Below are 12,665 nucleotides of genomic sequence, written 5' to 3'. Positions count from 1 at the left end.
CATGCGCTGGCGAGCAGGTCAGTGGCAGACCTCGGTGACGGCGTCGGCCAGTAGGCCCAGGCCGTGGCCGATTTCGGCGTCGGTGATGGTCAGCGGCGGCATCAGTTTCACCACCTCGCCGACCGCGCCGGAGGTTTCCACCAGCAGGCCGCGGTCGAACGCGGACTGACAGACCTTGCCCGCCAGCGAGGCATCGTCGAAGGCCAGGCCGTGCACCAGCCCGCGACCACGGACCCGCGCGCCCGGAACGGTCGCGGCCAGCTCGGTCAGCTCCCGTTCGATCCGTGCGCCTTTCGCCAGCGTGGCGTACTCGAGCCGCGGGTCGGACCAGTAGTGCTCCAGCGCGACCCGTGCGGTGACGAAGGCCGCGTTGTTGCCGCGAAAGGTGCCGTTGTGCTCGCCGGGCGTCCACTGGTCGAATTCGGGTTTGAAAAGCACCAGCGCCATGGGCAATCCGTAGCCGCCGATGGACTTGGACAGGGTGACGATGTCCGGGCGGATGCCCGCGGCCTCGAAGGAGAAGAACGGACCGGTCCGGCCGCAGCCCATCTGCACGTCGTCGACGATCACCAGGATGCCGCGCGCCGCGCAGAGTTCGGCGAGTTCCCGCAGCCAGCCCGCGCGCGCCAGATTGACGCCGCCCTCGCCCTGCACCGTCTCCACGATCACCGCGGCCGGCTTGTCCAGACCGGAGGACGGATCGTCCAGCGCGCGCCGCATCCAGCTCAGCTCGTCGGGCGCGTCGAGGTATCCGTCGTAGGGCATCGGCGTGGTGTGCGGCAGCGGCACGCCCGCGCCCGCGCGCTTGGCCGCGTTGCCGGTGACCGACAGCGCGCCGAGCGACATGCCGTGGAAGGCGTTGGTGAAGTTCAGGATCTGGGCCCGTCCGGTCACCTTGCGCGCGAGTTTGAGCGCGGCCTCCACCGCGTTGGCCCCGGTCGGCCCGGGGAACTGCACCTTGTAGTCCAGCCCGCGCGGACCGAACACCGTGTCCCGCAGCGTTTCCAGCAGCCTGCGCTTGGCCACGGTCGACATGTCCAGCCCGTGCGTGATGCCGTCGCCCGCGATGTAGTCCAGCAGCGCCCGTTTCAGCACCGGGTTGTTGTGGCCGTAGTTCAGCGCGCCCGCGCCGGCGAAGAAGTCCAGGTACTCCCTGCCGTGCTCGTCGCGCAGCCAGGCGCCGCTCGCGGTGTCGAACACCGCGGGCCAGGACCGGCAGTAGCCGCGCACATTGGATTCGAGGGCCTCGAAAATGGTCATCCCGGCGGCGGTCATCGGCGATCCTTCTCACACAATCTGAAGTGACTGTGTTTCTAACACTGTCGCGGTCGCGATGAGGCACTTTTCCAAAAACCGCCGCGAGGGGTTCCGCGTGCCATCAGGCGGGGATTAGGCTTGACTCTTTGTGCGCGGGAGAGCAAACGGGGAGGGGAGGCTCGTCGCGACCAGGCATTCGTGGCGCGCGTTCGCGGTCTACGCGCAGCTGGTGCGCGCGGGTTTCCGCCGGCAGTCGCAGTACAAGCTGGCCATGTTCGCCGGCCTGTTCACCAACTGCGTATTCGGCTTCGTGCGGGCGGCGGTGATGCTCGCCGCGGTGCGGGCGACGGGCGATTTCGGCGGCTACAACGAGGGGTCCATCGGTGCGTATGTGTGGCTCTCCCAGGGCCTGCTCGGCGCGATGCAATTCATGGGACCGCCGCTGGACCTGGCCGATCGGGTGAAGAACGGCGACATCGCGATCGATTTCCTGCGCCCGGTCGACGTCCAATTCGGTTACCTCGCCGGTGATCTCGGCCGGGCCGCGTGCACCATCCTGCCGCGGGGGGTGCCGAGCGTGCTGATCGGCGTGTTCACCTTCGGGCTCGCCATGCCGAACACTCCCCTGCCCTACCTGCTCGGCGCGGTGAGCGTGCTGCTCGCCGTGGCCATTTCGTTCCTCTGCCTGTTCGCCGTCGCGCTGATCGGGTTCTGGGTCGTGGAGACCCGCGGCCTGCGGGTGCTGTACCAGGTCACCGGGACCTTCCTCGCCGGACTTTTTGTGCCAGTGCACATGTTTCCCGGTTGGCTGCGCACCATCGCCCAGGCGACGCCGTTCCCCTCGATCCTGCAATCGCCGATCGATGTGCTCTCCGGCCGGATCACCGGCCTGGCCGCCGTGGGCGTGGTTGCCGTGCAGGTGTTCTGGGTGCTGGTCGTCGGCGGCCTCGGCCGGGTGCTGCTGGCCGCCGGGCGGCGCAAGCTGGAGGTGCAGGGTGGCTGAGCCGAGCCTGGCGCCGGCCGGGACCTGGTTCAGCCCGTACGCGGCGGTGCTGCGCTCGCGCATCCGCGCCCAGCAGGCCTACCGATTGTCATTCGTCAGCGAGGTTTTCAGCGCGTTCCTGATCGGCCTGGTCGAATTCGCCGAGGTGTGGGTGATCTTCCACAACGTCCGGGTGCTCGGCGGCCTCGATCTGAACGCCGCGCTGCTGCTGTTCGGGTTCGGGCAGTCGACCTTCGCGCTGGCACAGGTGCTGTTCGGTCATCTGGACACGCTGCCGACGCTGATCCGGATGGGCCAGCTCGACGCGTATCACCTACGGCCGCAACCACTATTGCTCCAGCTGATCACCAGCGACATCTCGCTGCGGCGGTTCGCCCGCGCGGCCGTCGCGCTGGTGGTGCTCGGTTTCGGGTTCCTGCGCAACGACATCGAGTGGAACGCGGCCGCGTTCGGACTGGTGCTACTCACCTTGATCGGCGGAATCGCCTTGTTCGGTGGCATTTTCGTGTGCGCGGCCGGATTGCAGTTCTATCTGATCGACGGCGCGGAGCTCACCAACAGCTTCACCTACGGCGGCTCGTTCGCCGCGGTGCAACCGGCCACGGTGTTTCCGACGCCGCTGAAGCTGTTGTTCGGCTTCGCCATTCCGGTCTGCTTCACCGCGTATCTGCCGACCATCGCGCTGCTGCGGCTGCCGGGTCCGGCGCTGCTGCCCGCATGGCTGGTCTGGCTGACCCCGCTGGCGGTGCTCTGGGTGTGGCTGCTGGCGCTGAGTTTCTGGCGGTTCGGTACTCGGCACTATCAAGGAGGGGGCGGCTGACGTGGCAGCATCCGGCTCGGCGGACGCGATCATCGACATCGAGAACCTGACCAGGCAATTCACCCTGTCCCGCAAGATCGGCAAGAACTGGCGGCGACGCCGCGAGACGCTGACCGCGGTGGACCGGATGTCCTTCCGGATCGAACGCGGCACGGCGGTCGGCTATATCGGCGCGAACGGCGCGGGCAAGTCGACCACGATCAAGATGCTCACCGGCATCCTGGTGCCGACCTCGGGCAGCGTGCGCACCTGCGGGCTGGAACCGGTCCGGCAGCGCCGCGAGCTGGCCGCGCGGATCGGCGTGGTGTTCGGGCAGCGTTCCCAGCTGTGGTGGGATCTGCCACTGCGCGAATCGTTTTCGATCCTCGCCGCCATCCACCGGCTGCACCCGGACCTCGCGCGCAAGCGCAAGCACGAGCTGATCGAGCAGCTGGAGATGGCCGATACGCTGGACACCCCGGTGCGCCAGCTCTCGCTCGGCCAGCGCATGCGCGCGGAAGTAGCTGCGGCGCTGCTGCATTCACCCGAGTTGGTGATCCTGGACGAGCCGACCATCGGCCTGGACGTGCTGTCGAAACAACGGCTGCGCGAATTCCTGCGCGCCGAACGCGCGGACCGCGGCACCACGCTGCTGCTCACCACGCACGACATGGGTGACATCGAAAGGCTGTGCGGCCGTGTGCTCGTGGTGGATCACGGTCGGCTGGTCTACGACGGGTCGCTGACCGGCCTGGCCGCCACGGTGGGCGCCCGGCGGGTCCTGGTGGTCGATCTGGCCGAGCCGGCCCCCGACATCGACGATCTGCCCTGTGCGCGGCTACTGGGCTCCGAGGCAGGCGGGATGCGGCAGCGACTGGCCTTCGATCCGGAAAAGACCACGGCCGCACAGCTGCTCGCGCTGGTCTCCGACCGGGCCGAGGTGCGCGATCTGTCCATCGAGGAGCCGGAGATCGAGGACGTGGTCCGCCGGATATACGAATCCGCCCGCTGAGTCAGCGGGCGGATTCGGTGTTGCGGTGTAGCTCAACGGGTTTCGAGCTCGCGAGCACCCTGGTCGAGCCGGAACGGCGGGTACTCGTCGCGCATCAGCGTGGCATAGGCCTGCACGCGGATGGTCCACCGGCTGATGCCCATGACGAAGTCGTACACGCCCTGCGGGTACCGCGCGGTGAACAGCAACCCGATCAGCGCGACGACCAGCAGGATGCTGATCAGCGGAATGCTGCCCGCACCGGACCAGCTGTCGTCGTCGTACATGTAGAACGTCATGCCGCCGCTCATCATCGCGCCGAGGATGAGGTAGTGCGGTATGGCGAGCAACCACCACTTCACCAGCACCAGGCCGCGATGCAGCCGCTCCGGATAGTCGACCTCGAGATCGGCCGGGTAGTCCGCGTTCGGTTGCAGGCTGAACGGCGGGTATTTGTCGGTGCCGAGCACGCCGAGCGCATAGAACTCGACCCGCCAGGTCCAGCGCATCACCCCGACATTGAAGTCGAACATCGCCCGCGGGTATTTACCGGTGAACAGAATCACGAAGAACGCGACCACCGTGAGGACGAAATAGGCGATGTGCAGAAAGATCAGCACAATGTAATGCGGAATGGCCAGCAGCCACTTGACCAGCCACATCCACCGCGACAACGCGGGATCCAGATCCCCTCGGACACGAACGGGATTCACCGGATAAGCCAGTTTCGCAGTGTTGACAGGGTTTTCGGGTTCCATGATCGACGCTCCTTTCGGGTGCCTTTCGATCCACGCCACAAACCAGGTGCGGAATATAGGTGATTCTCGCGTATTCGGCGGTCACGAACGCCACGATCGGGTACCGACACGCCAACGAATAGGGACGCACGGCATTGGCGTGTCACAAACTCCGCCGTAATCGCCCGGTAGGCTCGATTCCACCTGGAAGGGGAGGTCCTATGCAGACCGGAGAACCGAGCCGCACCGCGCTCGGCGCCGCCGTCTACCGCGCGCATCACCAAGTGGCGGACGCAGGCCGGATCTTCCACGATCCGCTCGCCGTGCCGATCGTCGGCGCCATGCCCGCGCTCACCGACTCCTTCTTCGACCACGACACACACGGCCGGATCCGGCTATTGGTCGCCGCCCGATCACGATTCGCCGAGGACGCACTCGCCGAGGCGGTCGCCGCCGGCGCCGGGCAGGCGATCATCCTCGGCGCCGGGCTGGACACCTTCGCCTACCGGAATCCACACCCGCAGTTGCGGGTCTTCGAGGTCGACCACCCCGACACCCAGGAGTGGAAGCGGAAACGGTTGCGCGCGGCCGACATCGCGGTGCCACCCTCGATGACCTACGTGCCGGTGAACTTCGAGCACCAGACCCTCGGCGAGGCCATCGCCGCAACGGATTTCGATCCGGCCGAGCCCGCGTTCGTGATCTGGCTCGGCGTCACCGTCTACCTCACCCGGGCCGCCATCGGCTCGACCCTGGGCTACCTCGGCGGCCTCGCCGCGGGCAGTCAGCTGGTCCTGGACTACGCCGAACCCGTGATCCCCTCCACGCCTGAGGAACACGCCGCCGCGGAGTTCCGCAAGCAGCGCCTGTCGCAGATCAACGAACGCTGGCTCAGCTTCTTCTCCCCGCCGGACCTGGCCGCAGAATTGCACCGCCACGGGTTCGACGTAGTCGAGGACCTCGGCCCTTCCGCCACCGCCATCCGCTATGCGGGCGCTCCGGCGGATACCCCGGAGCGCCCCGGCCCGCACCTGCTCCGGGCCGTCGTGCGCGGTTAACCCAGCGGCCGGCTCAGCGGCACGTTCACGAAGCTGGGCGAGGCCGGGTCGAGCAGCAGGTGTTGCGGCGCAACCGAATTCAGGATGCCGCCGTCGAAGAGCAGCGGCGGCGGCAGGATGCCGCGCGGGAAGTTGCTCGCGAAGACGTTGACCCGCAACCGATGTCCCGGCTGGAGCACCGCGTCGACCGGGTTGACCCCGACGTCGAGCACGGTCGGCTGGCCCGGCACCAGGGTCTGGCGGTCGGCGAGGGTCAGCTTGTACACGGTGTGCGTGTAGTCGCCGTCGGCATCCTTGGTGCTCTTGTCCTCGTCCACCGCACGCAGCGAGGCGGCGAGCTGACCGCTGGCCAGCACGGTCGACTGTCCGTTCGGCGCAACATCATTCACGGTGACGGCCCAGTAGCCCTCGATGTTGTCGTACATCGTGTTGAGGTGCACGTTGATCGGACCGGACAGCACGGTGGGTTCGGCGACCGGCGCACCGGTGAAGGTGAGACCGCCGAGCTCGTGGATGCGATCGTCGCGGCCGCAGAAATTGAGCAAGCTGATGACGCCCGCGGATTCGACCGCCGCGTCGCGGGAGCACAGCGAGGTGAGCCCGGTGACCGGCGAGACCGTCAATTGTGCTGCGGCATCCGGTGTTTGCGCGCTGAGCGAGCCGTCGTAGACGCTGGTCGCGGTGCCGCTGACGGTGGGCGAGAGATACATCCGCTGGTATTCCATGTCCGGACGCTGGAACGACGACGTGGTGGTCCAGCCGCCGCCCTGCTGCCACAGCACGACCGGGCCGTACTGGTCGATGCCGTTGTCGATGCCCTTGAGCCACTTGTCGAACCAGGCCTTCTGGAGCACGTCCAGGCGCGGCGGCTTGCCCGGATCACCGAGACCGGAACCGGGATTGAAGTGGTAGGTGTCGCCCATGATGAGCTTCTTGCGCTCGGGCGGCAGCGGAATATCGGAGAACGAGCGCGCACTCGACGAGGCGAAGATGTCCTGCCAGCCGCCGTAGGCGAAGGTGGGGACCTGGATCCGCTCCGGATGACTGTCGGTGAACGCCGAGCGCAGCGAGCTGCCGGGCAGCAACTGGTCCTTCAGCGGCTGCGGCACCGAATCCACGTTGAGCGACAACGCCATCAGGATGTAGTCGAAGAATTCCAGCGGCGTAGCCACCCGGTCCAGCAGCCACTGGTAATCCAGGTGGCCGAGCGCGATGCCGACCGGGTCCGGGAAATTCGAGATCAGGTCGACCGCCGCGATATACAGCGGGGCGAACAATCCGAGGCCACCGCCGGGGAAGGCGACATCGGTGAGTGTGTCCGTGCTGCCCTCGATCGGGAAGATCGCCTTGAGTGCGGGCGGATTCTGTTCGGCCGCCTTGAATTGATTGATGCCGGAATAGGAGATGCCGGACATGCCGATATTGCCGTCCGACCACCCCTGCTTGCTCGCCCAGTCGATCAGTTCCAGGGTGTCCTGGTTCTCCCGGGCCTGGAAGAACTGCCAGGCGCCCTGCGAGTACCCGGTGCCGCGCACGTCGGCCACGATGTAGGTGTAACCCTGCTGCACCAGCTTGCGGTCTGCGCCGAACGCGCGCGGCGCGCCGCCGGCCAGCGCCTTGGTCAGATCGGTGATCGAGTCGAACGGCGTTCCGCCGAAGTCGAACCGATTGACCAGCTGGATCAGCGCGTCCGACAGGACCGGGATGTTCAGGGCGATGTCGGCGATCAGCGAGGCGAATTTCGTGTACGGGGTCAGATTGACGATCGTCGGCAGCGGCTCGTCCACTATCCGCCCGGCGGCGTCGACCGGCCGGTAGATGTTGGCCTTGAGCACCGTTCCGTCGCTCATCGTGATCGGCACGTCGAAGTCGATGTGCACCGGCCCCGGATACTTCGCCGGGCCGTCGTAGCCGGCCGTCCACTGCCGGCCCAGGTCACCGCCGTCCGGTGGCGACTCGGCGGTGGCCGTGCTCGGCACCACCCAGAGTGCGGTCATGGCGGTCGCAATCGCCAGGATCCCGACCCGGCTCACTACGCGGCGAACTGTCCTCATCGACCTCGACCCCTTGCTACCTACTTAGAAACACTTGCGTACCTATGGTGGATGTGAGAGTAACGGGGACCACACTGAAAGGGCAAGTATGACCGCGGTCACTCTCCGCGAGCGACTATTGTCAGGTGATGGGATTAGAAGCCGGCGTCGACCGCGGCCGTCTGCCACGCGGCACACACGGCATGACGCCGGAGGCGGTGGCGCATTCGCAGCGCATGCGGATGTACCTGGGGGTGCTGGAGGCCGTCGCCGAAAGAGGTTACGGCGAAACAACTGTCGGCGATATCGTGGCCCGCGCGAACGTCTCCCGGCGCACCTTCTACCAGTTGTTCCGCGGCCGCGACGATTGCTTCGCCGAGGCCTTCGAGGCCGCGGTCGAACTCGTGCTCGGCGAACTCGACAGCAGCGTGCGGGCCACCCCGCGGGCCGAATGGCGCGCGCTCATCCGCACCACGCTGGAGACCTATCTCCAGGTGCTGGCGGACAACGGGATCTACGCCCGCGCATTGCACATCGAATGTCTGGTCGCCGGGCCGATCGTGGCCGAGCAACGCAGGCAGATGAAAACGCTGCTGGCGCACCGGATGCACGCGGCCTTCCGGATAGGGCGCACCGAGGGCGATATCCCGGTGGATATTCCGGCCGACATCTTCGACGCACTCATCGGCGCGGTGGACGATCGTATTCGCGATTGCCTGGAAGGCCCTGGCGCACAAGCGCTGCCGACGCTCGGTGCACACCTGTACCAGATCACCATGGCGCTGTTCGGCGTGCCGGAATGGGACGCTTAGCCCGGACCGGTCCCCTGCGACGAATACAGGCTCACTTCGCCGTCCTCGCTGAGAAATGCGTTGACCAGCATGATGCCTTGCGCCTGGAGTTCATCGGGTTCCGGCGCCTCGGTGGTGATCGAAATCTGCGGTATGACGGCCCAATTCACCACATAACGTTCCGGTGGTCCGTCGTCGTCGGACAGCCGGGCGAGGCGGAAGACCGATACGGTCTTGCGAACGATGAGCGTGCGCACGACCTCTCCGATTCGCTCGGGGTCTTCCAGCGCGAACATGAACCCGAATGTCAGTTCGGGTGATGACACGTAGGCGGGCACGAACACCGAGGCTAGCCGATCGAAGGACCCCGCGCAGCCGCCGCGCCGATCGGGTAGCTGCTCGTGCGCCCGCCGCTGCTTGCCGGTAATGCCGACGGTGCACTCGCGTGACCTCGCCGTAACGGTGCATAACGATTTACCAGCGGCTTTCAGATTTGTACACCATACTATTGCGTCGATTCGATAGCCGCGCTTTCCTGAAAGAGTCCCGATTTCTCGGGGCGTCTTCCTCATCGCATCGTCGCGGATTTCCCGGTAACTTTGCCGTGCTGGTGGACTTTGGGGGGTGGCGTCCGAGTGCGGGGCTGCGCCGGAGCCGAGGGGTGCCCCTCCCCGAAATCCCCCTCGGCCCTGGCGCATCCAGAATGGGATCGTTACCGCAGGGGTGTACGCACATGCCGACCGAATACGCAGGCGTCCGTAACGGAACCGAAGAGTTACCCCCGCCGGCCGAACTATTGCGTGCCTTCCGCGAACCCGACGACCCGAACCGGCATCGGCACAGCGTGCTCAGCGCCGCCCGGCTACTCGTCGAATGTCACGAGCAACGCAACCAGGCGATCGAAGCGGCGCACGCACCGGACGCGGCCGAGGGGCGGGTCGCGGCGTGCAGCCTGTTGATCGAGGACATCGACGGCGATCGGGCGGAGCTGGTCGGGCGCATCGACGCCTGGGTGGCCGACAACGTCGAGCACCGCGGCGGCGCCTCGTTGCATACCGAGACGCTCGGCGCGGTGATCGATCGGCTGGCGGCGAAATGGATTGCGGCACAACGAGCTTTGCGAAGAACACCGCAGCAGCGAACGCACCCGGTGCAGGTGGACGGGGAAGCCCACCTGCAATGGTGCAGGCTCGCCGAACTGACCGACGGATATCGGGATCTGATCACCGATGTCACCGAGCACCGGCGCCGGCTGCCGGTGTGGTGATCAGCGGGTCTCGTCGACTCCCGGCTCGACCACCTCGGCGTCGACGAACGGCGCCTCGGCGGTCGTGACGGTCGGCTTCGGGGCCGGCTCGAGATCATCGTCGAGATCGAGATCGAGATCGAGGTCGAGGTCGAGGTCGAGGTCGCGCGCGGCCTCGGCATCGCGCCGGGCGGCCTCGGCGGCCTCTTTCATCTCGATCGCGTCGGTGAACCACTCACCGATCTCCTTGGTGACCTCCGCGACGGTGCCCGCGATGATGCCGGCGATATTGCCGACATGCTTGGCACCCGAGGATGTCAATTCTTGAATGAGGTCTTTGTTGCTTTCGAATTTCCCGATCATTCACACGCCCACTTCGCTTGCCTTTCGCTGACGCATCACGATAACACCGGGAGACGGATCGCTCTTGACCAAGCTCGGCGGCAGCGCGAGCTTGCAAATCTTCAGCCACACCGAGCCGATCTGCTTGCTGAACGAGCCCGTGTTGTACGGCAATCCGTACTTTTCACACAATGCGCGGACCTCCGGCGCGATCTCCGGATAACGCGCGGCCGGGATGTCCGGGAACAGGTGGTGTTCGATCTGATGCGACAAATTGCCGGACATGATGTGGAACAGCTTGCTGCCGGTGATGTTCGCCGAGCCGAGCATCTGCCGGATGTACCACTCGCCGCGGGTCTCGTTCTCGGTCTCCGCTTCGGTGAACGTCTGTACGCCGGTGGGGAAGTGACCGCAGAAGATGATCGAGTAGGCCCATACGTTGCGGACCAGGTTCGCGGTCACATTGCCCGCGAGCGTGCTGACGAACAGCGGGCCGGTCAGCGCGGGGAACACCACGTAGTCCTTGAGCGCCTGCTTGCCCGCCTTCTTGACCTGGCCGAGCACGGTGCGCTTGATGTCGGCCCAGGATCGCTTGCCGCGCACGACATTCTCGACCTCCAGGTCGTGCGCCATCACGCCCCACTCGAACAGCATCATCAGCGCGAAGGCGTACAGCGGCTGGCCGAGCCGGAAGACGTTCCAGGACTGGCTCTCGTCCATCCGCAGGATGGAGTAGCCGATGTCGCGGTCCTTGTTGTGGATGTTGGTGAAGGTGTGGTGGATGTAGTTGTGCGAGTGCTTCCACTGATCCGCCGGGCAGACCGTATCCCATTCGAAGACACGGGAATTCAGGCCGGGCTCACGCATCCAGTCGTACTGGCCGTGCATGACGTTGTGGCCGATCTCCATGTTGTCCAGGATCTTCGACACACTCAGCGCGGCGACCGCGGCCAGCCAGACCGGCGGCAGGAAGCCGAGGTACATCAGGCCGCGGCCGGCGATCTCGAAACCGCGCTGCGCCTTGATGATCGAGTAGAGGTATTCGCGATCGCGATCGCCGAGGTCGGCGACCGTCCTGGCGCGGAGCTCGTCGAGCGCCTTGCCGAGTTCTTCGATCTGGTCCGGGCTCAGTACCAGCGGGCCGTCTTCGGTTTCGGTGAGGATTGTCATGTCGAGGAATCCTTTGTTCGTCAGATGTCGATGTCGACGTCGCCCACGGGGGCGTTGATGCAGAGCTGGATGGGCTGATCCGGGTCACTGTCGGTCTCGCCGGTGCGCAGGTTGCGGGTGCAACCGGTGCGGCGAACCGCGGTGCAGGAGAAGCAGATTCCCATCCGGCAGCCGAATTCCGGGCTCAGGCCCGCGGCCTCGGCCTGCTCCAGCAGGGGCGCGCCGTCGTTGTCCGCGGCGATGCCGCTGGCCGAGAAGTTCACCGTGCCGAAGACGTCGTCGGCGTTGACCGGCGTGAGCGAGAGGGTGAATTCCTCGGTGTGCAGCCGATCGTCGAGCTGTTCGGCCTCGTAGATCTTGCGCACCGCGTCCATCAGCGGCTGCGGGCCGCAGACGTAGGTGTGCGCGTCGGCGAACCACGGCGCCACCCGCTCCAGCTCGTCGTAGTCGAAATACCCGCTGGACTGCGCGGGCGCCACGTCGACCCACGGGGCGGTGGCGTCGATCCGGGTGGTGTCGGACCGCCACGGATGCCGTAGTTCGATGCGGAAGTTCTTGTGCCGCTTGGCGATCGCGTCGAGTTCCGCGCGGTGCGGAACCACCTCGGGCGATTTCGCGTAGTGCAGGAAGACGACCTCACCCGGGTAACCCTCGTCGGCCAGGGTGCGCAGCATCGACAGCACCGGCGTGATGCCGCTGCCGCCGCTGATCAGCAGCACCCGGTCCGGGCGCAGGTCGGGCAGCTTGAACACGCCCGCGGCCGGTTCCAGATCGACCACCAGGCCCGGCGCGGCGTTGCGCGCGAGGTACTGCGAGACCAGGCCGTCGGGATGCGCCTTGACGGTGAGCTGGATGTGCCTGCTCCGCCCGGCCGCCGGGTTGACCGGCGAATAGCAGCGGGCGTGCCGGACACCGTTGATCACCACGCCGATCTGGACGTACTGCCCGGCGGCGTGGCCTTTCCATTGCCGGGTCGGGCGCAGGGTGAGCGTCACCGAACCGGGGACCGAGCGGTCCACCTGGATGACCTCGGCGCGCATCTCCCGCGCGGTGAGCGTGGGGCGCACGAGTTCCAGGTACCGGTCCAGCGGGTGGGGCGAGGTCAGGGTCTGCACCAGGTTGATGAGATCCACCATTCGTTCTCCGTGCCTCGTGTCGGGTGCCTCTGGTCGAGGGCTGGTCGACTAGTCAGGGCCGCGACGTTGCGTTCCAATTTCAGTGTACGTCTGTACACTCAA

General features: G+C 66.4%; 12 protein-coding genes and 1 pseudogene. 6 read left to right on the top strand and 7 right to left on the bottom strand.

What is annotated here, in order from left to right:
- Positions 1-18 precede the first annotated feature (18 nt).
- Positions 19-1,275: a diaminobutyrate--2-oxoglutarate transaminase gene (ectB, locus tag AB0M22_RS17960; protein ID WP_364727558.1), complete on the bottom strand. Its 1,257-nt coding sequence runs from the start codon at positions 1,273-1,275 to the stop codon at positions 19-21.
- Between the two features lie 130 nt (positions 1,276-1,405).
- On the opposite strand from ectB, the gene AB0M22_RS17955 reads away from it, so the two are divergent.
- From AB0M22_RS17955 to AB0M22_RS17945, 3 genes are read left to right on the top strand one after another with little or no spacing between them, the layout of a single operon-like run.
- Positions 1,406-2,260, top strand: coding sequence for an ABC-2 family transporter protein (locus AB0M22_RS17955; RefSeq protein ID WP_364727555.1), 855 nt, complete (start codon positions 1,406-1,408; stop codon positions 2,258-2,260).
- Complete coding sequence (locus AB0M22_RS17950; protein WP_364727552.1) at positions 2,253-3,080, top strand: ABC-2 family transporter protein; 828 nt, start codon at positions 2,253-2,255, stop codon at positions 3,078-3,080. The genes AB0M22_RS17955 and AB0M22_RS17950 overlap by 8 nt, the downstream gene beginning before the upstream one ends.
- A gap of 1 nt (position 3,081) precedes the next feature.
- Positions 3,082-4,071, top strand: a complete 990-nt coding sequence (locus AB0M22_RS17945) for an ATP-binding cassette domain-containing protein (RefSeq protein WP_364727549.1) — start codon at positions 3,082-3,084, stop codon at positions 4,069-4,071.
- A gap of 32 nt (positions 4,072-4,103) precedes the next feature.
- Here the strand turns inward: AB0M22_RS17945 and AB0M22_RS17940 are convergent, their stop codons facing one another.
- On the bottom strand, positions 4,104-4,808 hold the full coding sequence (locus tag AB0M22_RS17940) for a DUF4389 domain-containing protein (RefSeq protein ID WP_364727546.1): 705 nt from the start codon (positions 4,806-4,808) through the stop codon (positions 4,104-4,106).
- 200 nt (positions 4,809-5,008) lie between these two features.
- Here AB0M22_RS17940 and AB0M22_RS17935 point away from each other — a divergent pair, with 200 nt between their 5' ends.
- Positions 5,009-5,845 (top strand): SAM-dependent methyltransferase, encoded by an 837-nt coding sequence (locus AB0M22_RS17935; RefSeq protein ID WP_364727543.1) that lies wholly within the window; start codon positions 5,009-5,011, stop codon positions 5,843-5,845.
- Here the strand turns inward: AB0M22_RS17935 and AB0M22_RS17930 are convergent.
- Positions 5,842-7,899 (bottom strand): CocE/NonD family hydrolase, encoded by a 2,058-nt coding sequence (locus tag AB0M22_RS17930; protein WP_364727541.1) that lies wholly within the window; start codon positions 7,897-7,899, stop codon positions 5,842-5,844. The genes AB0M22_RS17935 and AB0M22_RS17930 overlap by 4 nt on opposite strands.
- Positions 7,900-8,027: 128 nt before the next feature.
- On the opposite strand from AB0M22_RS17930, the gene AB0M22_RS17925 reads away from it, so the two are divergent.
- Complete coding sequence (locus AB0M22_RS17925; RefSeq protein WP_364727539.1) at positions 8,028-8,690, top strand: TetR/AcrR family transcriptional regulator; 663 nt, start codon at positions 8,028-8,030, stop codon at positions 8,688-8,690.
- On the opposite strand, the gene AB0M22_RS17920 is transcribed toward AB0M22_RS17925, so the two are convergent.
- Complete coding sequence (locus AB0M22_RS17920) at positions 8,687-9,007, bottom strand: hypothetical protein (protein WP_364727536.1); 321 nt, start codon at positions 9,005-9,007, stop codon at positions 8,687-8,689. The genes AB0M22_RS17925 and AB0M22_RS17920 overlap by 4 nt on opposite strands.
- Before the next feature lie 395 nt (positions 9,008-9,402).
- Between AB0M22_RS17920 and AB0M22_RS17915 the strand changes: the two genes are divergently transcribed.
- A complete protein-coding gene (locus tag AB0M22_RS17915) occupies positions 9,403-9,936 on the top strand; it encodes a DUF4254 domain-containing protein (protein ID WP_364727533.1) in 534 nt (177 codons plus the stop codon).
- Between the two features lie 138 nt (positions 9,937-10,074).
- Here AB0M22_RS17915 and AB0M22_RS17910 read toward each other — a convergent pair.
- The 3 genes and pseudogenes from AB0M22_RS17910 to AB0M22_RS17900 form a co-directional block, all read right to left on the bottom strand.
- Positions 10,075-10,278: pseudogene (locus AB0M22_RS17910) on the bottom strand (hypothetical protein); the annotation flags it as partial.
- Positions 10,279-11,427: an acyl-CoA desaturase gene (locus AB0M22_RS17905; RefSeq protein WP_364727530.1), complete on the bottom strand. Its 1,149-nt coding sequence runs from the start codon at positions 11,425-11,427 to the stop codon at positions 10,279-10,281.
- Between the two features lie 20 nt (positions 11,428-11,447).
- Positions 11,448-12,563 (bottom strand): FAD-binding oxidoreductase, encoded by a 1,116-nt coding sequence (locus tag AB0M22_RS17900; protein ID WP_364727527.1) that lies wholly within the window; start codon positions 12,561-12,563, stop codon positions 11,448-11,450.
- Positions 12,564-12,665 lie beyond the last annotated feature (102 nt).

Origin of the sequence: Nocardia sp. NPDC051756 (assembly GCF_040681495.1) — a bacterium.
In the GTDB taxonomy this organism is placed as follows: domain Bacteria; phylum Actinomycetota; class Actinomycetes; order Mycobacteriales; family Mycobacteriaceae; genus Nocardia.
The sequence above is the reverse complement of the archived record's forward strand: the minus strand, read 5'-3'. Positions and strand labels throughout refer to the sequence as shown.